The following is a 23,626-nucleotide window of genomic DNA, read 5'->3' on the forward strand; positions in this document are numbered from 1 at the left end:
TGTGGAGAACCCACGTGAAAGGGGCACAATGCGGCGCGTCTCACGAGGAGCGACGGCACTGCTGCTCGCCGCGGGAATGACCGGCGCCGGCGCCACGGCGGCGCAGGCGGTCACCACCCAGGCGGGCACCCTCCCGGCAGGCACGACCCGGACGGGCACCGTCCAGACGGGCGACATTCTCGAGCGGCTCAAGGCGATTCCCGGAATGGAGGTGACGGAGAAGACCTCCACGCTGCCCGGCCACCGCTGGTTCTGGCTCGAGTACAGGCAGCCGGTCGATCATCGCGACCCTCAAGGACCATGGTTCGAGCAGCGCATCATGCTGCAGCACAAGTCCACCGACCGGCCGATGGTCCTCTACACCAGCGGCTACCACACCCCGGAGGTGATGTTCACCTCCGAGCCGACCGCGCTGGTCGACGGCAACCAGATCTCCGTCGAATACCGCTACTTCAGCCCGTCCCGTCCCGAGCCGACCGACTGGCGCAAGGACACGATCTGGCAGGCCGCCACCGACGAGCACCGGATCATCCGCGCGCTGAAGAGGATCTACAACGGGAAGTGGATCTCGACGGGCGCGAGCAAGGGCGGCATGACGGCCGTCTACCACAAGCGCTTCTACCCGCGTGACGTCGACGGCAGCGTCGTCTACGTCGCGCCGAACGACTACCGCAACAACGACGACCGCGCCTACGACAGGTTCTTCCAGACGGTCGGCACCGACCCCGAATGCCGCAGCCACCTCCAGGCGCTCGCGCGGGAGTTCCTCAAGCGCCGCCCCGAGATGCTCAAGCGCTTCACGGACGCCGCCGGCAAGAACGGCTGGACGTTCGACATCCTGCGCACCCCGGACCGGGCGTTCGAGAACTCCGTGATGGACTACGAGTGGGCGTTCTGGCAGTACAGCCTGCAGTCCGACTGCGCGGACCTGCCGCCGGTGGACGCCTCCGACGACGAGATCTATGACACGCTCGACTCCATCTCCGGGCTGTCGTTCTACACCGACCAGGGCCTCACGCCCTACGTCCCGTACTACTACCAGGCGGGCACGGAGCTCGGCTGGCCGTCGCCGAAGTTCAAGCACATGCGCCACCTGCTGCGGTACGAGGACAGCTACCACCCGCGCACCTACGTCCCGCGCGACATCCCGATGCGGTTCGACCGCGGCCGAGCGATGCGCGACATCGACCGCTGGGTGCGGGGGAACGCGAACCACATGCTGTTCCTGTACGGCTCGAACGACCCGTGGGGCGCCGAGCCGTTCCGCCTCGGCCGCGGCAGCCGTGACTCCGCCGTCTATGTCGCCGAGGGCGCGAACCACAGCGGCCGCCTGATCGACAAGCTGCCCGCCGATCAGAGGGCGAAGTCCATCGCCGACATCAAGCGCTGGGCGGGTGTCGACGCCGGCCTGCAGACGCTCAAGTCCGGCCCGAGGGCCGACGACCCGCTCCAGCTCCAGCGTCCGCCGCTGTAGCGGGAACCGAGCCGTTCCGTCAGGCTCGCGGTGTGCCGGGCCCGTGCGTTGACCCCTCGCCCGGACCGGCACACCGCGTTTCCGCGCGTCGTGTTTCGACCACCGGTTTTCCACGCGCGGGGTTTCGCCCGCCCGGTTTTGCGTGCGCGCCGGGTTTCCGCGCGCCGGGTCAGCCGGTGCTAAGCCAGGCGGACCCGTTGCCGGGGAGCAGATCGCCGTAGAGCGGGGTACTGGCGAGCAGCAGGGTGCCCGGCGGGAGCCGCACCGGGTTCTCTCCGCAGTTGAGGGTGCAGGTGAGCGGGCCCCGCTGGAAGAAGACGGCCGTGTCGGGGGAGTCGAGCCACTCCACGTCGTCCGGCAGGCCGTCCAGCACGCGGCGGCGCAGCGCCAGTGCCTCACGGTAGAACGCCAGCATGGAGGACGGGTCGGACGCCTGCGCCTCGGCGGTCAGCGACGCCCAGCGTTCCGGCATCGGCAGCCACGGACGGACGCCGCCGGGAGAGAACCCGTACGGTTCGGCGTCGCCCGACCAGGGCAGCGTGACCCGGCAGCCGTCGCGTCCCGCGAGCCGCCCGTTCGTGCGTTCCCAGATGGGGTCCTGCCTGGCCTCGCTGGGCAGGTCGGTCACCTCCGGCAGGCCCAGTTCCTCCCCCTGGTACACGTACGCCGACCCCGGCAGCGCCAGGAGCATCAGCAGCGCCGCACGGGCTCTGGCCCAGCCGATCCCGGGGACGCTCTCCGGCTGTTCGTACCGGGTGACATGACGAACGGAGTCGTGGCTGGACAGCACCCAGGTGGGCGCGGCCCCCGTGGGCGCGACGGCCTTCATCGCGGCCGTCGCCACATCGCGGAACGCCGTGGCCGACCACGAGGCGAGCTGCAGGTCGAACTGGAAGACCTGGTGCAGTTCGTCTGGACGCAGGTAGAGCGCGAGGTCGGCGGGCCCGTCCGTCCACACCTCGCCTATGGCCATGCGGTCGCCGTCGTACTCGTCGATGATCTGCCGCCACCGCCGGTACACGTCGTGGACTTCGGGGCGGCTGTAGATGGGACCGTTCGGTGCGCGGCGATCCCGCCCGCCGAGGTCGCGGAACGACGCGTCCTTGAACAGGCCGGCCGCCACGTCGATGCGGAAGCCGTCCACGCCGCGGTCGAGCCAGAACCGCAGGATCTCCTCGAACTCGCGCTGCACTTCCGGGTTGCGCCAGTTGAAGTCCGGCTGCTCGCGCGCGTAGAGGTGCAGGTACCACTCGCCGTCGTCCACCCGCGTCCAGGCGGGGCCGCCGAACGCCGACGGCCAGTCGTTCGGCGGCCACTCCTCACCGGGACGTTCCCCTTCCCTGCCCGCGCGGAAGATGTAGCGGGAACGCTCGAATGACCCGGGCGGTGCGGCGAGCGCCTCCTGGAACCAGGGATGCCGGTCCGACGAGTGGTTCGGGACGATGTCGACGATCAGCCGCAGGCCGTGCGCGTGCACGTCCGCGACGAGGTCGTCGAAGTCGTCCAGCGTGCCGAACCGCGGGTCCACGTCCCGGTAGTCGGCGACGTCGTAGCCGCCGTCCGCCAGCGGGGAGGTGTAGAACGGCGTGAGCCAGAGCGCGTCCACGCCGAGGTCGCGCAGGTACCCGAGGCGGGAGCGGATCCCCTGGAGGTCGCCCTCACCGGTTCCGCCGGAGTCGGCGAAGCTGCGGACGTAGACCTCGTACACGACGGCGTTGCGCCACCACGGGATTCGCGTCATACAGGCCGATCTACCCTGTTATGTCGGGGCGTTCACCAAGCTTTGCGCGGCCATGGTGAAGTAGTTCCACAGCTGCCGCTCCAGCGGCTCGGGAAGCCCCAGATCCTCCACCGCCACCCGCATGTGCCGGAGCCAGGCGTCCCGCTGGGCCTCGTCGATGACGAACGGCACGTGCCTCATCCGCAGCCGGGGATGCCCGCGCCGCTGACTGTAGGTGTTGGGGCCGCCCCAGTACTGGATCAGGAAAAGCCGCAGCCTCTCCTCGGCGGGGCCGAGGTCCTCCTCGGGATAGAGGGCGCGAAGGTCGGGGTCGTCCGCGACACCCTGGTAGAAGCGGTGCACCAGCCGGTGGAAGGTCTCCTCGCCGCCGACCGCCTCATAGAAGGTCACCTGTTCAGCCATAGCTTCCCCACCCTATGCGAGACGCGCGCCGTTGCGGGCCCCGGTCCCGATCTTGATCGATCAGGGGGCGGGGGTGGCGACCGTGACGCCCGCCTCGTCGAACGCCCGCTTGACCCGCTCGCGCAGTTCGCGGGCGACGTCGCCCTGCCTGCCCGGGGCCGTCTTCAGCACGACGCGGATGACCACGGCGTCCCCGGCGAGCGCCTGCACACCCCACACGGCGGGCTCCTCCAGGACGAGGTCGCTCCAGGGCGCGTCGGCGACCATCGTGTCGGCGGTGGTCTGCAGAATCTCCTTGACCCGCTCGGTCTCCTCGTGGATGTCGACCGGGATGTCCAGGACGGCACGGCCCCAGTTCTGCGACTCGTTCCCGACCTTCTTGATCTCACCGTTCGGGACGTACCAGACGACGCCGTCCATGTCGCGCATCCGGGTGACGCGCAGCGTGACGGCCTCGACCGTCCCCTTGGCGGTGCCCACATCGATGTAGTCGCCGACGCCGTACTGGTCCTCCAGCAGCATGAACAGCCCGGCGAGGAGGTCCTTGACGATGTTCTGCGCGCCGAACCCGACCGCGACGCCGATGACGCTCGCGCTGGCCAGGATGGGCGCGAGGTTGAGGCCGAGCGAGCCGAGCACGCTGAACGCCGCCGTCCCCATGATCAGCACGGACGCGATCGAGCGCAGCACCGAGCCCAGCGTCTGGGCGCGCTGGGCCCGCCGCTTGTTGAGCAGGGCCGGGTTGCCCTCGAAGACCGTCCGGGAACGCTCCCTGACCCGCTCCGACATCGTGCCCTCGGCCATCCGCAGCGTGACCTTGGTGATCATGCGGTGCGCGATGCTCTTCACGATCAGCGCGGCCACCAGGGTGACGATGATCCAGAAAAGGGTGGTGAGGGGACCGTCGAGCCAGGTCGAGTAGAACCGGGTGAAGTCGGTGTTGTGCGAGATGTTCCAGACGAGCCGGCACGAGGCGGTGGGCGTCCGGTCGCGGCAGGCGGCCTCGGGGGAGCCGTCCTGGGCCCACGGCAGCAACGGTTCGACGGCGAGTGACATGGCGGCAGACCCTCCCCGGCCGTCGTGAGTGGTGCCTGGACACCTCGCCGTGGACCCGCGGCGGGTACGAGCCTGATCGTAGGGGACGGTTCCGACCGGTTCGTACTACCGCTGGCGACGTGTCCCGGCCCGGCCGGGGAGGGGCTGATCGGGCGAGCGTGTCCCGCGGGGTCCGCGGCTGCCGCGCCGTCCTGGCCACGGCCTCGCGGGACACGCTCGGTCTCGGGGGCGCCCGGGTTCTCAGAGCGTCATGTCAGAGCGTCCCGGGGCTGCAGGACGTGCGCCAGCTTCATCGCGGCGCCTCCCACGTCGTCGACGCGGTGCATGCGCTCCCCCCAGGACCACCAGAAGTAGTGGTCCGTGGTCTCCGGGGCCGGGGCGCACGTGACGTCCTCCGCGAGGCTCGCGGCCTCCGGGTTCACCACCCGCAGGAACGCCGGCCCCGAACGGGTCCTGACGACGCGGGCGACGAGGCCCTGAGTGTCGAGTTCGTGCTCCAGCTCCTCGAGGTAGCCGACGCGTCTGTCGCTGACCACCTTCACACCCCCTCCGTTGGAGAGCGCCGGCTCCACGGGCGAGCACCGGCTTTGACGGCTGTCTTTGATCGACTCTGTGAATCCGTTCGGTCACTCGCGGCGAGAATTGCAACTCTCACGGGTGCGGGTCAAGTGACGGGGCGTGGCGTCCGGTACCGAATTCCCCCACCTCAGGGGAAGCCTGCACCCCTGTGGAGGAAGAATCTCTACCCCGGGGAGGCGGGAGGTGCCCTGACCGCCGCTTCTTCTGTGGAATCGCTTGGCCGCCCCCGTGGCGAGGGTTACGCTGCGTGCGCGGAAGATTATCTGTCGTGGCCATCAAGTGAAGTGACCGGTCGCCGTGGCGGGGACGATCGCCCTCTCCCCCGGGAGAGCGGCGTCCCGGCACGACGGGAGGAGGCCGGAGGATGTCGGACCCCCCTCGGAAAGAAACGGACGTGGCTCGCCGGATCCGTGCGCGCGCTCTGGGGCGGGGACACGGTCCGGTCGAGATCGCGCAGGAGATCCACGAGCAGTGCGGACCGCTGTTCGGCACCAGCAGGGTCAAGGCGCACCGCCTGGCCCACGGTGTCGCGCTGTCCGACATCGTGGCGCAGGTCAAGGCGCTCTACGAGGTCGACGGCAAACCCGCGCCCCGCCTCGGGGAGACGCTGCTGTCCGCCTATGAGAGCGGCTACAAGAGACCCGGCCCCGAGTATCTGCACTATCTCTGCGCCGTCTACCGGGTGGAACCCGACGCCCTCGACTACCAGGGTCCCTGCATCTGCGGCCGCGGTCACGCGGGCCGCCCCGGGGCGGCGAGCGTCCCGCAGCCGCGGCAACCCGACCGGCGCCCGGCACCCGACCCCGACGCGCTCGTCGGGGCGATCATCCCCAGGGCCGACGAACGTCCCTGGGCAACCGTCAACGACCTACGGGGCCCGGACCGCGCCGACGGCCCCCTGACCATTGATGTGGGAGAGGAGGACATCGTGCTTCGTAGGACCCTGCTGCAGCTGCTGGCCGGAGCGGGCGTGGCGCTCGACGGTCAGTTCCTTGGGGCAGTCGACAACCTGCGCCGCAAGATGGACGACACACTCGTGGGCGCGACCGTCTCGCCGACCATGCTGGACCAGTGGGAGGAGACGACCTACGGCTACGGCCAGCAGTACCAGGCGACCCCGTCCCTCCGGATGCTCTGCGACGTCCTGCTGGACTTCAGCGAGGTGCGCCGCATGTGCGACAAACGCCAGCCGGTCGAGCTGCAGGAACGCCTGTGCCGGATCGCGGCCCAGCTGTCCGGGCTCTCCGGCCTGATCATGATCAACCTGGGTGACCACCGGCTGGCCCGCTCGTTCTTCCGTACCGCGCGCACCGCCGCCGACGAGACCGGCGACCGGCAGCTGCGCGCCTGGGTGACCGTCCGTGAGTCCCTGGTGCCGATGTACTACGGCGATCCCCGCGAGGCCCTCCACCTGGCCCGCAAGGCACAAGACCTCGCCGGCCGCACGCCCGGCGTCGCCGGTGCCATGGCGCCCGCCGTGGAGGCGCGTGCGCTCGGCATGCTCGCGATGCGGGGACGCGGCGACGCCGCCCCCAGCGCCCGCCGCGCCCTCGTCCGCGGACGCTCGGTGTTCGACCAGCTCTCCAAGGCCGACACCAGCGACCTGGTGTACGGGTTCACCGACCGGCAGATGGCCTTCTACGAGGGCGACACGTTCACCAGCCTCGGCGACCACAAGCACGGCGACGAGGTGCTGAGCCACGCCCTCACCCTCTACTCGCCCACCGACCGCGTCGACCTGACCCTCGTGCGCCTCGACCGGGCCATGTGCAAGTTCCACGCCGGCAACCCCGACGGCGCGCTCGTGGCCGGGCGGGAGGCCATCCTCGAACTGCCGTCCGACCACCGGTCCGACATCCTCGTGCACCGCGCCCGCCAGATCGGCGCGGCCGTCGCCGCCAAGCACGGCGAGATACCGGCGCTGAAGGACTTCTACGAGGCGCTCGCCGGCCCCTGGGTCACCAGCCCGGCGCAGGAGCGCCCGTCCGTCTCCCCGTCCGAGCAGGTCTGACGCGGCATGCCCGACAACACCCCCTGGCAGGACCACCCCGCCCACACTCTCGTCCGGATCCAGGACGAGCCGCCGGTCTGGAGCTTCGGAGAGCTCAGGCTGCGCCGCTACCACGCCGCCGACCACGGCATCGTCCTCGCGCTGCACCGCGAAGGCCTGGCCCAGGTCGGCCTGCGTCCCGGCGACGGCGTCTACTACGACCACGACTTCTTCCGGATGGAGGACATCTACCTCCGCAACGACGGCGAGTTCATCGTCGGCGAACTCGACGGCGGGATCGTCGCCATGGGCGGCCTGCGCCGCGCCGACCTCGTCCCCGGCGGCCGCGCCCGCGCGTTCGGCGGATACGCGCCCGGCAACCCGGTCCTCGACGCCGTCGAGATGGTCCGCCTGCGCGTCCTGCCCGCCGTCCAGCGCCGCGGCTACGGCGCCGCCGTCGTCCAGGCCCTGGAGGAACGTGCCAAGGAGCTCGGCTACCGCGTCCTGCGCGGCGACACGACCGAACTGCAGGCCCCGGCGCTCGAGCTCTACCGCAAGTTCGGCTGGACGGAGACGCGCCGGGAGGCGATCGGCGGCATCGTCAACATCTACATAGAGAAGCCGCTCCGCTGAAGACACCCGGGCCGCGGGGCCTCGCGCCGGAGGCGCGGTCCGCCGCGAGGCCGCGCGGCCCGGGGTTGGGCTCGAACACCAAACCCCCTCCTGGAGGCTTCCCAACCCCAGGAGGGGGCGATGTCGCACGGGAGTGTTCCCGTGCGCGTTCTGGTGGGAGCGTAGCGTCATCCCCGGTCGTCGACTAGGGGAGGGGGTGGCCGCGGCTGCCTCCGACCACCTGCATCAGCGGGTAGCGGTGCTGCCGGACGGCGGTGAAGCCCCTCTCGGAGAGGGCCCTGGTGATCTCGCGGTCGCCGAAGACGGTGAGACCGGTGGCGCGGCGGATGAGCTCCCCGCCGATGCGGGCCGCGGTCAGCGGGACGGGGCGCCGCGAGGTGAGGATGATGAGCCGGCCGCCGGGTTTGAGGACGCGGGTCATGCCGTCCAGGGCCGTCCAGGGGTCGTCGAACAGGTACAGCGCGCCGAAGCAGCAGACGGCGTCGAACGTCCCGTCCCGGAACGGGAGGTCGACGGCGTCGCCGCGGACGTAGCAGACGTCGCCGTCCGCGGTGTCCTCCACGGCGCGGGCGAGCATGGTCTGGGACGTGTCGAGCCCGACGACGAGTCCGCCCCGCCCGACGCCTTCGGCGAGTGCGCGGGTGACGTTGCCGGGTCCGCACGCCACGTCCAGGACGGTCGCGGGTGGCCGGGCCGCGTAGCCGGGGTGGGAGAGCCCGAGCCAGTCGCGGGCCATCGCGTGCTCGGCGGCGGTGTCCGGGCCGAACGGCCAGCCTTTGGCCAGGTTGAACCCGACGGGCCGCCACACGTGCTCGTAGATCTGCGGCAGGAACGTCGACTCCATCGCCGACTGGGCGAGGGACGGCGACGGCTGCGCGCCGGGACCGAGCAGGTCGAGGTGGCCGGCGGACGTGTCCGGCTCCGCGGGCGGATCCCTCAGCAGCCCGAGCACGCGTTCCACGGCTGACGCGCCGCGCACGGTCGACTTGCTCACCCTCGTATTAGACCACTCGTCAATTCATCGCCGCGCCCCGGCCCCGTGCCCGCGGCGGGAAGGCCGAGGCCGGTCTGCGCGGCCATGAAGGCGAGCGTGTCGGCCATCAGGTCGACGGAGCGGCTCACCGAGCGGGCGGCGTGCCCGACCTCCGCCTCGTTGCGGAGCAGGACCGGTGCGTCCGATGCGGTCGCGTGCTGCAACGCGGCGCAGAGCTTGCGGGCGTGCAGCGGATCCACGCGGGTGTCGCTGCCGAACGTCGTGAACAGCACGGCCGGGTACGCGGTGCCGGCGTGGACGTGATGGTACGGGGAGTAGCCGATGAGCCAGCCGAACTCCTCGGGGTCATCGGCCGTTCCGTACTCGTCGTTCCACGTCTGCCCCAGTCCGAAGCTCTCGTACCGGACCATGTCCAGCAGCGGCGCCGAGCACACCACAGCCCGGTACAGGTCGGGACGCTGGGTGAGCGCGGCGCCCACGAGCAGCCCCCCGTTCGAGCCGCCGGAGATCGCGAGCTGCGACGGCGTGGTCAATCCGTCGTCGACGAGTTTCCCGGCGGCGGCGTGGAAGTCGTCGAAGACGTTCTGCTTGCGCTCGCGCATCCCGGCGCGGTGCCACTCCTCGCCCTCCTCGGAGCCGCCGCGCAGGTTCGCGACCGCGTAGACGCCGCCCGCCTCCACCCAGGCGAGGATGCTCGCCGAGTACGACGGCGTCAGCGAGATGTTGAAGCCGCCGTACCCGTACAGGATCGCCGGGCGCGGCCCGGAGAGGCCCGGACGGGACGCCACCAGCATCCGTACCTCGGTCCCGTCCCGGGAGGTGTAGGTGACCTGGCGTGTCTCGACATCGGGAACGTCGACCGTCCCCGGGGCGGACGCCCACAGCGTGGTCTCGCCCGTCCGCGCGTCGTAGCGCATGACCGACGACGGAGTGACGTTGTCGGTGTACCCGAACCATGCCTCGTGCCCGCCCTCCGGCCGCTCGACGATCCCGCCGATCGACCCCAGTCCCGGCGTCGGGACGGACCCGAGCCGCTCCCCGGTCTCCAGGTCGTGGACGGTGATCTCGCTGATCGCGTGCCGCGTCCAGCCGGCGAGCAGGACGGGCCTGTCCAGGTCGTCCAGGATCGCGAAGTCGGTGAGGACGGCCTCGGGGTCCTGCGGGACGAGGTCCCGCCACGTCTCAGGCGACGGGTCGGCGGGGTCGGTCACGCAGAGACGGGACCGCGGTGCGTCACGGTCGGTGAAGATGTAGGCGCGGCCGTCGCGTCCCACGTGCAGGCCGGTGCCGGCGTCCACACCCTCCTGCACGACGCGCAGCTCGGGGGCGCCGGGCGGCGACGCGGACAGGTCGGCGATCCACAGGTCGTTGCGCGGCGCCGTGCCCTGCGACGACGAGATCGTCAGCCAGCGCCCGTCGCGGCTGACGCCGGCCCCGTAGTAGTTGGTCTTGTCCATCCCGGCGCCGAAGATCAGCACATCGTCGGTGTCGGGTTCGGTGCCGACCCGGTGCAGGTAGACGCGCCGGTGGTACTGCTCCTCGCCCGCCGGGACGTCCCGCGCGTGCAGCCGCCGCGCGTAGTAGTACGCCTCGCCGCCCGGCAGCCACGCCACCGACGAGTACCGCGCCCGGTCGATCGGCCCCTCCACCCGCTCGCCCGTCGCGACGTCCATGACGTACAGCAGCGACTCCTCGTCCCCGCCGGTCGAGATCTTGTAGGCCAGCCGGCGTCCCTCCTTGTCGGGCTGCCACCCGTCCAGCGTCGTCGTCCCGTCCTGGTCGAGGGCCATCGGGTCGACGAGGACGCGCTCGGAACCGCCGGGATCGACCGTGTAGAGCACCGGATGCTCCTGGTCGGCGGCGCGCCGGGTGAAGAAGCACCGCTCGCCCCGCCAGACGGGGGCGCCGACACTGCCCGCGCCGAGCAGCTCCCCGAGCCGCCGCCGCAGCGTCTCCCGCCCCGGCAGGGCGTCCGCGACCTTGTGGAACAGCTTGTCCTGCGCGGCGAGCCACTCCCGGGTCTCGTCGCTTCCGGCGTCCTCAAGCCAGCGGTACGGGTCGGCGACCCGGTGACCGTGGATGTCGTCGACGATGTCCTGGCGCTTCGCGGACGGATACGGCGTCATGAGTTGCACTGTATTGGCCGTTCCGGACTGCCCGTCCCGCATACCGCGACCCGCCGCGAACGCGTGTTCGTGTTCGATCGGCCGCTCGAAGGGGGATTATTGGGGTAGCGGACGGCCTCCCTGAGACGCCACACTGATTCTGGTCGGTTCGCCCCTGGGGAGGTCCTCATGGCGAGAGCGCAGGAACCGGAGAACATAATCGGGCCTCGGTTCGAGGCGCGTTCCGCCGCGCCCGCCGAGGCGAATCACCGGCACGGCCCGGCGGAGGGCGTCTGATGCGACAGGTCCTCCTCCTGAACGCGACGTACGAACCACTCACCACGCTCCCGCTCCGGCGGGCGGTCTGCCTCGTGCTTCGCGAGAAGGCGGAGATCGTCCACCACGACACCTCGGGCGCGGCCCTGCACTCGGCCACGATGTCGATCGACGTCCCGTCCGTCATCCGGCTCCGCCGCTACGTGCGCATCCCCTTCCGCACCCGCGTCCCCCTCACCCGCGCCGCCCTCATGCGCCGCGACAACTTCCGCTGCGTCTACTGCGGCCGGCGCGCCGAGACCATCGACCACGTCCACCCCCGCAGCCGCGGTGGCAAGCACGTGTGGGAGAACTGCGTCGCGTCCTGCATGACCTGCAACCACCGCAAAGCAGACCGCCTGCTCTCCGAACTCGGCTGGACGCTCACCATCACCCCCGCCGTCCCCCGGGGCGCCCACTGGCGCCTCATCGGGCTGGTCCACGACGGCGACCCCCAATGGGCCCCGTACGTCACCGAACCCGCCGCGTGAGACGCGTATCCTTGGGGCGTGCCTCGCTATGACTACCGCTGCCGCGCCTGTGGGTCGACCTTCGAGGTCACCCGTCCGATGATCAACGCGTCCGATCCGGCTTCGTGCCCGGACGGCCACGACGACACGGTCAAGCTCCTGTCCACGGTCGCCGTCACCGGCACCTCCGGAGGCGGCGCCCCCTCGCCCCCGCCGAGCGCCGGGGGCGGCGGTTGCTGCGGCGGAGGCTGCTGCTCCTAGTTTCCTTCGTGACGGTGCCGCCGCGTCAGGCGGTCTGGGCCGCGCGGACGAACTTCGCGGTCGCGGCGGCGTCGTAGTCGTCGGCGACGCCGTGCAGGAGGACGGCGGTGCCCTCCATGTTGTCGGTGCGCATGGGCAGGATCGCCTGGTAGGCGTCCGACTCGTACCAGGCGCGGGCCTTGTCGATGTCGGGGAACTCGACCAGGACGTAGCTTCCGTCCACGGGCCCTTCCATCACCTCGGGGTCGCTGCCGTGGACGAGGAAGCGGCCGCCGAACGGGTCCAGGCTCGCCTGGATGCGCTCCATGTAGATGAAGACGTCGTCGTGGAGCGGTGCCGGGGGGCGCAGGTGGGCGAGGGCGTAGGCGGTCATCACGGTCTCCTTCGAGAATGGCGCGGCCGGAGCCGGTAGGCCCCGGCCGGTGAGTCCACTCTGGCCCGCGATGCGGAACGAAAGCGATTACCTGGCGGGTAATGCTCAGCCGTTCGGGCGGTCGAGCTGGCCGACGTCGCGGGCCGCGCCCGTGGAGGCGGAGGTGGCCATGGCGGCGTAGGCGCGCAGGGCGGCGCTGACCGGGCGGTGCCGGTCGCGGGGACGGTACCCGCCGAGGTCGGCGAGGAGCTTCTCGCGCCGGATGTCCAGCTCGTCGGACGGGACGTCGAGTTCGAGGACCCGGTTCGGGATGTCGATCACGATGCGGTCGCCGTCCTCGACGAGGGCGATGATGCCGCCGCCCGCCGCCTCAGGGGAGGCGTGCCCGATCGACAGGCCGGACGTGCCGCCGGAGAAGCGGCCGTCGGTGATCAGCGCGCACGCCTTGCCGAGCCCGCGGCCCTTGAGGAAGCTCGTCGGGTACAGCATCTCCTGCATGCCGGGGCCGCCCTTCGGGCCCTCGTAGCGGATCACGACGACGTCACCGGCCTTGACCTTGTCGCCGAGGATGCCCTCGACGGCGTCGTCCTGCGACTCGAAGACGACCGCGGGGCCGGTGAACGTCCACAGGTCCTCTTCGACGCCGGCGGTCTTGACGATCGCGCCGTCGGGGGCGATGTTGCCGCGCAGGACGGCGAGGCCACCGTCGGCGGTGTAGGCGTGCTCGACGGAGCGGATGCAGCCGTCCTCGCGGTCGAGGTCGAGGGACTCCCAGCGCGCGCTTTGCGAGAACGCGGAGGTGCTGCGCACGCCGCCCGGCGCCGCGTGGTACATCTCGACGGCCTCGGGCAGGACGTCGGGGGAGCCGACGTCCCATTTGGCGACGAACTCGTCCATGGACGCGGAGTGGACCGAGTGGGCGGAGCGGTGCAGGAGGCCGCCGCGGTTCAGTTCGCCGAGGAGGGCGGGGACGCCGCCGGCGCGGTGGCAGTCCTCGACGTGGTACTTGCCGGTGGCCGGGGCCAGCTTGCAGATGCAGGGGACGCGGCGGGACAGCTCGTCGATGTCGGACAGGCCGAAGTCCACGCCGGCCTCGGTCGCGGCGGCGAGCAGATGCAGGATCGTGTTGGTGGAGCCGCCCATGGCGACGTCCAGGACCATGGCGTTCGCGAACGCCTCGCGGGTGGCGATGTTCAGCGGCAGGACGCTGTCGTCGTCGTTCTCGTAGTAGCGGCGGGCGACGTCCACGACCGTGCGGCCGGCGTCCTCGTAGAGGCGGCGGCGGGCGGTGTGGGTGGCGAGGACGGTGCCGTTGCCGGGCAGCGCCAGCCCGATCGCCTCGGTGAGGCAGTTCATCGAGTTGGCGGTGAACATACCGGAGCAGGACCCGCAGGTCGGGCAGGCGCTCTCCTCCATTTCGAGGAGCGTGTCCTCGGCGACCGAGCCGTCGGCGGACGCGATGATGGGGTCGATGAGGTCGAGCTTGTTGCCGCCCATGACGCCCTCGACGGGCTTGCCGGCCTCCATCGGGCCGCCGGAGACGAACACGGCCGGGATGTTGAGGCGCAGCGCGGCCAGCAGCATCCCCGGGGTGATCTTGTCGCAGTTGGAGACGCAGATGAGGGCGTCGGCGCAGTGCGCGTTGACCATGTACTCGATCGCGTCGGCGATCACTTCGCGGGACGGCAGCGAGTACAGCATGCCGTCGTGGCCCATGGCGATGCCGTCGTCCACGGCGATGGTGTTGAACTCGCGGGGGACGCCGCCGGCCTCGCGGACGGCGCCGGCGACGACCGTGCCGACCTCGTTCAGGTGGACGTGGCCGGGCACGAACTGGGTGTAGCTGTTGGCCACCGCGACGATGGGCTTGCCGAAGTCCTCGCGTTCCACGCCGCTGGCCCGCATGAGCGCGCGGGCGCCCGCCATGTTCCTGCCATGGGTGACCGTGCGTGACCTGAGCGGTGGCATGTGTGACCTCTCCAACGGTTGACGTGACGTGGGCGATCCCGCGGTGTGGGAGCGATGTACGTGCTCGCAGCGGCGGATCGCGGCGCTGCCGCCGGCTCAGCGGAGGTCGCGCGCGGGCCGGCCTGTGTGCCCCCGATGCTACCAACCGGTGCGGGGGCATGAAGAAAGCCGGGACGCGTGCGTCCCGGCTCGGGCTCGTCGTTGAGCCAGGGCGGCCCGGTGAAGAGGGCCGCCCCCACGTGCTAGTCGGGGTACTTCGGCGGCAGGGCCTTCTCCGCCGCCTGGAAGATGCGCTGGACGTCGCCGTCGGTCAGGATCTTCGGACGGCGGCGCAGGTACGCGCGCGCCCGGTTGCCCGCGTAGACGTCGACGTCGCGGACCCGCATGACCTTCCACGGGATGGACGGCCCGTAGATCGCCACCGAGGGCTGCACCGGCACCTCGAAGCCGACGCGCTCGGCGAGGATGCTGCTCGCCATCTGGGCCTCCCAGCGCGCCTCGTCCAGGCGATCCTTCTTGTTGAAGGGGCCGTGGAAGAGCTTGAGGTGGGACATGGTGCGCACGGGGAGGCGCTTGTCCCATTTCTCGGAGTCGATGGCGTAGACGCCGCTCGGCCCGATCACCAGGTGGTCGATGCGCCCGTCGCTGACGCCCTCGTCGTCGCGGGGCACGGCGCGTGCGTGGAGCACGAGGTACCCGTTGCGCTGGAGGGACTTCAGCTGCTTCTCGGTGCGCCGTTCGGCGGCCGAGGACTTCTGCCAGGCGGCGACGGTGGAGCTCTTGCGCGACCGCTGGACGACGTCCCCGACGATCACCAGGACCGCGACGGTGACGCCGAGCCGCCAGGAGGTCAGGACCCAGGCGGCGGCGCCGGCGGCGGCGGCGACGCCGGCCGGCCACAGCCAGCGGCGGATCTTGGGATCGGCGAGCATCGCGGCGGCGGTGCTCTCCTCGGGACGCTCCTTCACCGGAGCCTGGTGGTGGTGCTCACGCGTTTCCTCCGACCCCGTTGCGTCCGACTGGGCCCGGGGATGGCCCCTGGCCCCCTGCGTGTTGCCCCGCTCCATGATCGCCATGAGTGACGCTCCGTATTCCTTTCCCATTGGGGGCATGATCCTCCGTGCGCAGAGTAATCATCCGGACGGTTGGCGACTAGTCATGCAGGGTTAATAGTTTTGTCGCCATCCGTAGGTGATTCACTGCCGTGACGGGTGGGTACGTGGATATTCTTCTCCTTCTGCCGCTGCAGTCGTCCCTGCCCTCTTTGATGCCCGCGCACACGGCGTCTAGCGTTCCGTTTTGTGACACAAACCCATGACCTCAGCGCCACCCGGATGGCTGCGGCCGTCCGCACCAGGGAAGTATCTCCGGTCGAACTCGCCGACCACTATCTGGCCCGCATCGAACGACTGAACGAGCAGGTCGGGGCCTACGTGACGGTCACCGCCGAACGCGCCCGCGAGGAGGCGCGGCAGGCGGAGAAGGCCGTGCTGGACGCCGCGGACCCGGCGGACCTGCCGCCGCTGCTCGGCGTCCCGGTCCCCGTCAAGGACCTGAACATGGTCGACGGCGTCCGTGCGACCCTCGGGTCGGGCGTCTACTCCGACCTGACCGGGTTCGCGGACGACAACGTCGTGACGCTGCTGCGGCAGGCGGGATCGGTGCTCCTCGGCAAGACGACGACGCCCGAGTTCGGCCTGCCGTGCTACACCGAGGGCGCCGTCGCGCCGCCGGCGCGCACACCGTGGGACCTTTCCCGGTCGGCGGGCGGGTCCAGCGGCGGCGCCGCAGCCGCGGTCGCGTCCGGCCTCGCGCCGATCGCGCAGGGCAGCGACGGCGGCGGCTCGATCCGGATCCCCAGCAGCGCGTGCGGGCTCTTCGGGATCAAACCGACCCGGGGACGGGTCTCGCAGGGGCCGGTCATCCCGGACCTGTTCGGGCTGTCCACGAACGGGCCCATCGCCCGGACCGTCCGCGACGCGGCCCTTCTGCTGGACGTGATGGCGGGCCACATGCCCGGCGACCTGTACGCGGCGCCGCCCGCCGGGGGCACGTTCGCCTCGTACGCCGAACGCCCGCCGGGCAGGCTGCGGATCGCGCGGAGCATGGAGCCGGCCGTGCCGGGCGCCGAGGTGCATCCCGACTGCGTCGCCGCATACGAGGCGGCGTCCGAACTGCTGGAGGAACTGGGGCACGAGGTCGTCGAACTGCCGCGGGTGCTCGGCCCCGAACTCGTCCCGCACTTCGAGATGCTGTGGGGCGTCATGGCGACGATCACGCCCGTCGCGGACGAGAGCGAGCACCTCCTCCAGCCTCTGACGCGCTGGCTGCGGGCGCGCGGCGAGGCCACGACGGCGCCGCAGATCTTCCAGGCGCACGCGGCGCTGCAGGGGGCGCTGCGCGCGGCGTTCCCGGTGATGGACGAGTTCGACGCGATCCTGCATCCGACGCTGGCGCAGCCGCCCGCCCCGGTCGGGTACTTCCACGACCAGGAGCCCGCCGAGAACTTCGCGCGGCAGAAGAAGTTCACCCCCTTCACCGCGCCGTACAACATCTCCGGGCAGCCGGCGGTGAGCATCCCGCTGCACTGGACATCGGATGCGGCCGCCGGAGGCTCGTCCCCGCGGGAGGAGACGTCCGGCCTGCCGATCGGGATCATGCTCGCGGGGCGTCTCGGCGCCGAGGGCACGCTGATCTCGCTGTCCGCGCAGCTCGAAGAGGCCCGCCCGTGGATCGGCCGCAAGCCCGCGATCTGGACGGCGTGAGCACGCCCGCACCGGGCATGGTGCAGGCGTGGGTGACGATGAGCTGATCACGCTGGCCGGACGGCACGGTGTCGCGGCCGGCTACACCGACTGGCGTGGACGGGAGGCGGCGGTCTCGCCCGGCACCCTGGTGTCCGTCCTGGCGGCGCTGGGGGTGGACGCGTCGTCCCCCGCCGCCGTCCGGGCGGAGCTGGAACGCGCCGGGAAGCCGGGACGCAGGCTGCCGCCGGTCGTCGTCGTGCGCCGCGGGGACGGCCTGCCGGCGGACCTGCGCGACGTGGCCGTCGAACTCGCGTCCGGCGAGACCGTGCCCGCGACGGCGGATCTTCCGCCCGGCTGGCACCGCCTCCGCGCCGGGCCGGAGACCGCGCCGCTGCTGGTCGCGCCCCGCCGGCTGAACCCGCCCGGCCGACTGTGGGGGTTCACCGCCCAGCTGTACTCCGTGCGCTCCCGCGCGTCCTGGGGTCTCGGCGACCTGCGCGACCTGGCGGACCTCGCGTCCTGGAGCGCCCGCGAGCTGGGCGCCGGCTTCACGCTGATCAATCCGCTGCACGCCACCGAGCCCGTCCCGCCGGTGAACCCGTCCCCGTACTCGCCGATGAGCCGCCGGTTCGCCGCGCCGATCTACCTGCGCGTCGAGGATCTCCCCGAATTCGCGGCCCTTCCGTCCGAGGACCGTGAACGCCTGTCCGCCCTCGCGGCGCCGCTCCGCGCGGACGACGCCGCCCTGGACCGCGACGCGGTGTGGACGGCCAAACTGCAGGCCCTCGAAGCCCTCCACCGGCTCCCGCGCGGCACGGAGGCGCAGCGCGACTACGACGGGTTCCGCGACCGCGAGGGGGCGGCCCTCACCTCGTTCGCCACCTGGTGCGCGCTGACGGAGAAGCACGGCCCGGACTGGCGCCGCTGGCCCGCCGGTCTCCAGGACGCGGGGGGCCCGGCCGTCGCGGACGAGGCCGCCCGCCTCGCCGGCCGCGTCGACTTCCACGCCTGGCTGCAGTGGCGGCTGGACGGCCAGCTCACGGCGGCGCAGCGGACGGCCCGCGACGCCGGGATGCCGGTCGGGATCGTCCACGACCTGGCGGTCGGCGTCGCGCACGGCAGCGCGGACGCCTGGATCCACCGCGACCTGTTCGCTCCCGGCATGAGCGTCGGCGCGCCCCCCGACGAGTTCAACCAGCGCGGCCAGGACTGGGGCCAGCCGCCCTGGCATCCGCACCGTCTCGCCGAAGCCGCCTACGTCCCGTTCCGCGAGATGCTGGCCACGGCGTTCCGGCGCGGCGGCGGGCTGCGCCTCGACCACGCCATGCAGGTGTCGCGCCTGTGGTGGGTGCCCGAGGGCGGCTCACCGGCGGACGGCACCTACGTCCGCTATGACCGCGACGCCCTCCTCGGCTGCCTGACATGGGAGGCCGAACGCGCGGGCGCCGTGGTCGTCGGCGAGGACCTCGGCACCGTGGAACCCGGGTTCCGCGACGACCTGGCCGACCGCGGCGTCCTCGGCACGTCCCTCCTGTGGTTCGAGCGTGACGCGGCGGGACGTCCCAAGCCCCCCGACCGGTGGCGCGAACTCTCCCTCGCCACCGTCGGCACGCACGACATGCCGCCGATCACCGGCTTCGTCCACGGCGACCACATAGCCCTCCGCGACCGCCTCGGCCTCCTCACCCGGCCCCGCGCCGGCGAGGAGGACGACCATCGCCGCCGGCTCGCGGACTGGCTGGCCGTCCTGCACGCCGAAAACCTGCTGCCCACCCCGCCGGCCGAGATCATGAGGGCTCTGGACGCGGACTCGGCGGACCACGACGACGAGATCGTGACGGCCCTGCACGCCTTCCTGGCCCGCACCCCCGCCCGCCTCACGGGCATCTCCCTCGCCGACGCCGTCGGCGAACGCCGCACCCAGAACCAGCCGGGCACCACGAACGAGTACCCGAACTGGCGAGTCCCCCTGTCCGGCCCCGAAGGCCGCCCCGTCTTCCTGGACGACCTCCGGGCCCACGACGCCCTGAAGCTCTTCAGGAGAGCGTCGTCGTGATCCTCGTCGTCACGTCGTGGAGGAGGGTGTCGGGGCTCAGGGGGGTCGCGGCGATGGCGGAGAACAGGCCGGGGAGGCCCGGGAGAGGGTAGCGGTCGTCCTCGGCGTTGGCGAAGGCCGTCTTGCCGAGGGGGTGTCTGGACAGGGACCTGCGGGCCCGGGTCCAGGCCGCCTGGACCTCCTCCGGGGACGGGACCCCGAAGCCGTGACCGACCGGCGCGGCGTGGCGGAGTTTCACGAGCGCGCCGTCGGTGAAGTCGGAGGCGAGTCTGCAGCGGTCGGTGAGGTCGGTGCGGACGAGGTCGTCCAGGCGGGTCATGACCGTGCAGGGGGTCCGGCAGCGGGCGGCGCAGTCGCCCAGGGCGGAGGCGACCTGGCTGTGCTGGCGGTCGAGATAGGCGCGCCAGCCGGGCGGCGGCTCCTTGGAGACGCGCAGGGTGCGTTCGCACGCGGAGCGTTCCGGCCGGGTGTGGTCGCACATGCGGGCCGACCCGGGTTCGACGGGGACGCCGAAGCGGCTGCCCTCGCCCTCCACGGACGCGCCGATGCGGGCGGGGTCTCCGGCGTGTCCGAGGACCGGCTCCCACGCGAGCATCGGGAGGTACTCGCTCGCGATGTGGACGGCGGCGACGAGTGCGGCCATGTCGCGGCGGTGCCAGCGGATCGCGATGACCTCGAGCAGGAGGGAGTAGGCGGGGCGGAGGCTGGCGAGGGCGCCGCGGGGACGTTCCCGGGGCGCCTGCGGCATCCGGCTCGCGCGGGCGCGGTCGAGCAGGTCGTGGGGGACCTCGCCGGCGTCCTCGGGCATGCCGAAGTCCTCGGCGTCCAGGTCCAGGACGCGCTGCCCGAACGCGCAGAGGGCGGCGACGGCGCCCGCGCGGCCGTCCGGGACGAGACGGTCCCGCGCGACGAGCGCGGCCAGGTCCCCGAACGCGTACCGCCGGGCAAGCGCCGTCAGGACGTCCCGCACCGTCTCCACGCGATCCCCTCCCCGTGACCATGTAACGATCCCATGGTCACGGGGGTCGGGGACAGGCTCAATCAGACCCGTTCACGTGGCCGCGCCCAGGTGCCGGGGTCAGGTGGACGCGGCGCACGTGGCCCGGCCCGGCGGGCAGGTGCACACGGCCGGGGTCAGGTGGCCGCGGCGTCCTTCGCGCGGGCGCGCAGGGCGCGGGCGACGCCGTCGCGTCCCTCCGACAGGAGCCGGGCGAGCGCCGGCGGGGGCTTCTCGTCGGACAGGTACGCCTCGGTGCGGTCGAGCGTCGACTGCTCGATCACCAGGAAGGGGTAGGCGACCTCCGCGAACGTCTGGGACATGTCGCTGCTCCACTCCTTCCAGATGCGCCCGACCTCGGCGAAGTACCGGTCGACGTAGGGCACCAGCAGGTCGGCCTGGTCGGGCTCCACGAACCCGCCGAGCGTCGCCCGGTAGACGGCGTTGGGGAGGTCCCCCGACACGACCCGCTCCCACGCGGCGGACTTGGCGTCCGCGGACGGGATCGCGGCCTTGCAGCCGGCCGCGTGCCGTTCGCCGGCGGCGGTGCGGTCCCGCTCGTGCTCGGCGTCGATCTCGGCCTCGCCCGCCTTGCCGGTGACGACGAGGCGGCGGAGCAGGGACCAGCGCAGGTCGGTGTCGACGGTGAGGCCGTCGAGGACCTCGGAGCCGTCCAGCAGGGCCTGGACGAACGCCAGGTGGTCGCCGGAGACGGCGGACGCGGCGAACGCCTGCGTGTAGGCGAGCTGGAGGTCGGAGCCCGGCTCGGCCTCGCGGGCCAGGTCCGACAGCGTGTCGGCCAAGAGCGCCTGGCCGTCCGTGCGCCACGCCGGGTCGGCGTACTGCTGGACGGCGAGGCGGGCCTGCCGCAGCAGCGTCTGCGTGACCGAGATGTCGGTGACGCCGCGGATGCCCTTCGCGACGAGACGGACATAGTCGCGGGTGGCCATCTCGGCGTCGCGGGTCATGTCCCACGCCGCCGACCAGCACAGCGCGCGCGGCAGGCTCTCCTTGATGTCGCCGATGCTCTCGATCAGCGTTCGCTGCGAGTGCTCGTCCAGCCGGATCTTGGCGAAGGCGAGGTCGTCGTCGTTGACCAGGACCAGGTCGGGCCGCTTCTTTCCGACGAGCTGCGGAACCTCCGTCCGGGCGCCGACCACGTCCAGCTCGACGCGCTCCCGCCGGACGAGGCCGCCGGCGGTCCTGTCGTACAGCCCGATGGCGAGACGATGCGAGCGCAGCGTCGGGTAGTCGGCCTTGGCCTCCTGCAGGACGGCGAACGACGCGAAGTCGCCGCCGGCGTCCACCTCGTACTCGGGCCGCATCGTGTTGACGCCCGCGGTCTCCAGCCACTCCTTCGACCACGACGCCAGGTCGCGCCCGGACGTCTCCTCCAGCGCGCCCAGCAGGTCGGTCAGGACGGTGTTGCCCCACGCGTGCCGGTCGAAGTAGCGCCGCACGCCCTCCAGGAAGTTGTCGAGACCGACGTAGGCGACGAGCTGCTTGAGGACGGACGCGCCCTTGGCGTAGGTGATCCCGTCGAAGTTGACCTCGACGGCGCGGATGTCGGGGATGTCGGCGGAGATCGGGTGGGTGGACGGCAGCTGGTCCTGCCGGTACGCCCACGCCTTCTCCAGGTTCGCGAACGTCGTCCACGCGCCCTTCCACTTGGTGGCCTCGGACATGCACAGGACGCTCATGTACGTGGCGAACGACTCGTTCAGCCACAGGTCGTCCCACCAGCGCATGGTGACCAGGTCGCCGAACCACATGTGCGCCATCTCGTGCAGGATCGTCTCGGCGCGCCGCTCGTAGGCGGCGTCGGTGACCCGCGACCGGAAGACGTAGTCCTCCAGGAACGTGACGGCGCCCGCGTTCTCCATCGCGCCCGCGTTGAACTCGGGCACGAACAGCTGGTCGTACTTGCCGAACGGGTACTCGCGGCCGAAGACCTTCTCGAAGTAGCCGAAGCCCTGCCGGGTGACGTCCACGATCGCGGGGGCGTCGAGGTGCTCTGCCAGCGACGCCCGGCAGTACACGCCGAGGGGGATGACGGTGCCGTCGTCGCGGCGGTACTCGTCCCGGACGACGTGGTACGGCCCGGCGATGAGCGCGGTGATGTAGGTGGAGATCTGCGGTGTCGGCGGGAAGTGCCACACCCCGCCGGACGCGGAGTCGGCCGACTCGTTGGTGACGACCTCCCAGTCCTCCGGCGCGTGCACGGTCAGCTCGAAGGTCGCCTTCAGGTCGGGCTGGTCGAAGCAGGTGTACATGCGGTGCGCGTCGGCGGTCTCGAACTGCGAGTACAGGTAGACGCTGTCGTCGACGGGGTCCACGAACCGGTGCAGGCCCTCACCCGAACGCGAGTACGCGCAGTCGGCCACGACACGGAGTTCGTTCTCCGCGGCCAGGTCCGGCAGCGGCAGCCGTCCCTTCTCGGGGTCATAGGACGAGGGGTCCAGGGCCTTCCCGTTCAGCGTCGCCTCCCGCACGACGGCGCCGTGCAGGTCGACGAAGGTGGAGGCGCCCGTCTCGGCACTGCCGAACCGGGTCACCGTGGTGGACGCGAAACGTTCCTCACCCGTCGTCAGATCCAGCTCGACCGCGTACGACTCGACGGTGAGCAGCCGGGCCCGTTCCCGCGCCTCGTCGCGCGTGAGGTTGCCTGCCACATGAACTCCTTGGTCGGCTCAATCGCTTGGTGCCCTCATGTCTACCAATCACAGGGCGATCCGGCCCGTACGCCACGGTCATTGGAAACCTTCACGCGGGCGGGAATCGGGACGGGCGCGCCCCGGTTGTCGCCTTAAGGCATCCCGTATCGCGCTGTAGGAGACGACGTTGGCCAAGGACGATCTCACCCCCGTGGACTTCTGGTTCGACCCCCTGTGCCCTTGGGCCTGGATGACCTCCCGATGGATTCTTGAAGTGGAGAAGCTGCGCCCGATCGAGGTGCGCTGGCACGTGATGAGCCTGTCCGTCCTCAATGAGGACAAGGACGTACCGGAGGAGTACCGGCAGGGCCTCAAGGACGCCTGGGGCCCAGTGCGCGTGTGCATCGCCGCCGAGCAGAAGTACGGGCCGGAGGTGCTCGGAAGGCTCTATACCGAGTTGGGCACGCGCCGCCACCACGGCAAGCAGGAGTTCGGCCGTCCCTTCTTCGAGGAGGCGCTGACCGCGGCGGGTCTCGACCCGGCGCTCGCCGACGCCGCCGAGTCCACCGACTACGACGAGGCGTTGCGGGCCTCGCACAAGGACGGCATCGACCGCGTCGGCCAGGAGGTCGGCACCCCGGTGATCGAGGTCGAGGGCAACGCGTTCTTCGGCCCGGTGGTGTCGCCGGCCCCGCGGGGCGAGGCGGCCGTCAAGCTCTTCGACGGCGTGCTGGCCGTCGCGGCCACGGACGGTTTCTTCGAGCTGAAGCGCAGCCGCACCCGCGACCCGATCTTCGACTGACCCGTCCGT

18 protein-coding genes and 1 pseudogene are annotated in these 23,626 nt (G+C 71.6%); 8 read left to right on the top strand and 11 right to left on the bottom strand.

The window, feature by feature from the left end:
- The first annotated feature begins 28 nt into the window (after nt 1–28).
- A complete protein-coding gene (locus ACGFIS_RS29915; RefSeq protein ID WP_392973300.1) occupies nt 29–1,474 on the top strand; it encodes a S28 family serine protease in 1,446 nt (481 codons plus the stop codon).
- A gap of 169 nt (nt 1,475–1,643) precedes the next feature.
- On the opposite strand, the gene ACGFIS_RS29920 is transcribed toward ACGFIS_RS29915, so the two are convergent.
- From ACGFIS_RS29920 to ACGFIS_RS29935, 4 genes and pseudogenes are all read right to left on the bottom strand, one after another.
- Nucleotides 1,644–3,215, bottom strand: coding sequence for a glycoside hydrolase family 13 protein (locus ACGFIS_RS29920; RefSeq protein WP_392973302.1), 1,572 nt, complete (start codon nt 3,213–3,215; stop codon nt 1,644–1,646).
- 24 nt (nt 3,216–3,239) lie between these two features.
- Nucleotides 3,240–3,605: pseudogene (locus ACGFIS_RS29925) on the bottom strand (globin); the annotation flags it as partial.
- 72 nt (nt 3,606–3,677) lie between these two features.
- The gene (locus ACGFIS_RS29930; RefSeq protein WP_392906196.1) at nt 3,678–4,673 is read right to left on the bottom strand and encodes a mechanosensitive ion channel family protein; all 996 of its coding nucleotides are present in this window, start codon (nt 4,671–4,673) and stop codon (nt 3,678–3,680) included.
- 248 nt (nt 4,674–4,921) lie between these two features.
- Nucleotides 4,922–5,215: a hypothetical protein gene (locus ACGFIS_RS29935; RefSeq protein WP_392973304.1), complete on the bottom strand. Its 294-nt coding sequence runs from the start codon at nt 5,213–5,215 to the stop codon at nt 4,922–4,924.
- A 431-nt stretch (nt 5,216–5,646) separates the two neighbouring features.
- On the opposite strand from ACGFIS_RS29935, the gene ACGFIS_RS29940 reads away from it, so the two are divergent.
- The gene (locus ACGFIS_RS29940; protein ID WP_392906193.1) at nt 5,647–7,263 is read left to right on the top strand and encodes an XRE family transcriptional regulator; all 1,617 of its coding nucleotides are present in this window, start codon (nt 5,647–5,649) and stop codon (nt 7,261–7,263) included.
- Nucleotides 7,264–7,269: 6 nt separating this feature from the next.
- Nucleotides 7,270–7,875, top strand: a complete 606-nt coding sequence (locus tag ACGFIS_RS29945; RefSeq protein ID WP_392906192.1) for a GNAT family N-acetyltransferase — start codon at nt 7,270–7,272, stop codon at nt 7,873–7,875.
- 184 nt (nt 7,876–8,059) lie between these two features.
- On the opposite strand, the gene ACGFIS_RS29950 is transcribed toward ACGFIS_RS29945, so the two are convergent.
- Both ACGFIS_RS29950 and ACGFIS_RS29955 read right to left on the bottom strand, forming a co-directional pair.
- Nucleotides 8,060–8,869: a class I SAM-dependent methyltransferase gene (locus ACGFIS_RS29950; RefSeq protein WP_392973306.1), complete on the bottom strand. Its 810-nt coding sequence runs from the start codon at nt 8,867–8,869 to the stop codon at nt 8,060–8,062.
- Nucleotides 8,866–10,995 carry a prolyl oligopeptidase family protein gene (locus ACGFIS_RS29955; RefSeq protein ID WP_392906189.1) on the bottom strand — a complete coding sequence of 710 codons (2,130 nt, stop codon included), beginning with the start codon at nt 10,993–10,995 and terminating at the stop codon, nt 8,866–8,868. The genes ACGFIS_RS29950 and ACGFIS_RS29955 overlap by 4 nt, the downstream gene beginning before the upstream one ends.
- A 275-nt stretch (nt 10,996–11,270) precedes the next feature.
- Here ACGFIS_RS29955 and ACGFIS_RS29960 point away from each other — a divergent pair, with 275 nt between their 5' ends.
- Complete coding sequence (locus tag ACGFIS_RS29960) at nt 11,271–11,780, top strand: HNH endonuclease (RefSeq protein ID WP_392973308.1); 510 nt, start codon at nt 11,271–11,273, stop codon at nt 11,778–11,780.
- 18 nt (nt 11,781–11,798) lie between these two features.
- Nucleotides 11,799–12,020, top strand: a complete 222-nt coding sequence (locus tag ACGFIS_RS29965) for a zinc ribbon domain-containing protein (RefSeq protein ID WP_392906185.1) — start codon at nt 11,799–11,801, stop codon at nt 12,018–12,020.
- A 25-nt stretch (nt 12,021–12,045) separates the two neighbouring features.
- On the opposite strand, the gene ACGFIS_RS29970 is transcribed toward ACGFIS_RS29965, so the two are convergent.
- From ACGFIS_RS29970 to ACGFIS_RS29980, 3 genes are all read right to left on the bottom strand, one after another.
- Nucleotides 12,046–12,393: a DUF1330 domain-containing protein gene (locus ACGFIS_RS29970; RefSeq protein WP_392906184.1), complete on the bottom strand. Its 348-nt coding sequence runs from the start codon at nt 12,391–12,393 to the stop codon at nt 12,046–12,048.
- A 105-nt stretch (nt 12,394–12,498) separates the two neighbouring features.
- Nucleotides 12,499–14,361 carry a dihydroxy-acid dehydratase gene (ilvD, locus tag ACGFIS_RS29975; protein WP_392906182.1) on the bottom strand — a complete coding sequence of 621 codons (1,863 nt, stop codon included), beginning with the start codon at nt 14,359–14,361 and terminating at the stop codon, nt 12,499–12,501.
- Between the two features lie 242 nt (nt 14,362–14,603).
- Nucleotides 14,604–15,464 (bottom strand): nuclease-related domain-containing protein, encoded by an 861-nt coding sequence (locus ACGFIS_RS29980; protein ID WP_392973310.1) that lies wholly within the window; start codon nt 15,462–15,464, stop codon nt 14,604–14,606.
- Nucleotides 15,465–15,662: 198 nt separating this feature from the next.
- On the opposite strand from ACGFIS_RS29980, the gene ACGFIS_RS29985 reads away from it, so the two are divergent.
- Both ACGFIS_RS29985 and malQ read left to right on the top strand, forming a co-directional pair.
- Entirely contained in the window at nt 15,663–17,126 is a 1,464-nt protein-coding gene (locus ACGFIS_RS29985; protein WP_392973312.1) for an amidase, read from the top strand.
- Between the two features lie 28 nt (nt 17,127–17,154).
- On the top strand, nt 17,155–19,164 hold the full coding sequence (malQ, locus tag ACGFIS_RS29990) for a 4-alpha-glucanotransferase (RefSeq protein ID WP_392906176.1): 2,010 nt from the start codon (nt 17,155–17,157) through the stop codon (nt 19,162–19,164).
- On the opposite strand, the gene ACGFIS_RS29995 is transcribed toward malQ, so the two are convergent.
- Nucleotides 19,145–20,143: a hypothetical protein gene (locus tag ACGFIS_RS29995; RefSeq protein WP_392973314.1), complete on the bottom strand. Its 999-nt coding sequence runs from the start codon at nt 20,141–20,143 to the stop codon at nt 19,145–19,147. The two genes, malQ and ACGFIS_RS29995, sit on opposite strands and share 20 nt — an antisense overlap.
- A 155-nt stretch (nt 20,144–20,298) precedes the next feature.
- Nucleotides 20,299–22,833, bottom strand: a complete 2,535-nt coding sequence (pepN, locus tag ACGFIS_RS30000; protein ID WP_392973316.1) for an aminopeptidase N — start codon at nt 22,831–22,833, stop codon at nt 20,299–20,301.
- Between the two features lie 232 nt (nt 22,834–23,065).
- Between pepN and ACGFIS_RS30005 the strand changes: the two genes are divergently transcribed.
- A complete protein-coding gene (locus tag ACGFIS_RS30005) occupies nt 23,066–23,617 on the top strand; it encodes a disulfide bond formation protein DsbA (protein WP_392906515.1) in 552 nt (183 codons plus the stop codon).
- Nucleotides 23,618–23,626 lie beyond the last annotated feature (9 nt).

The organism is Spirillospora sp. NPDC048824, from assembly GCF_043198455.1.
Classification (GTDB): Bacteria; Actinomycetota; Actinomycetes; order Streptosporangiales; family Streptosporangiaceae; genus Spirillospora.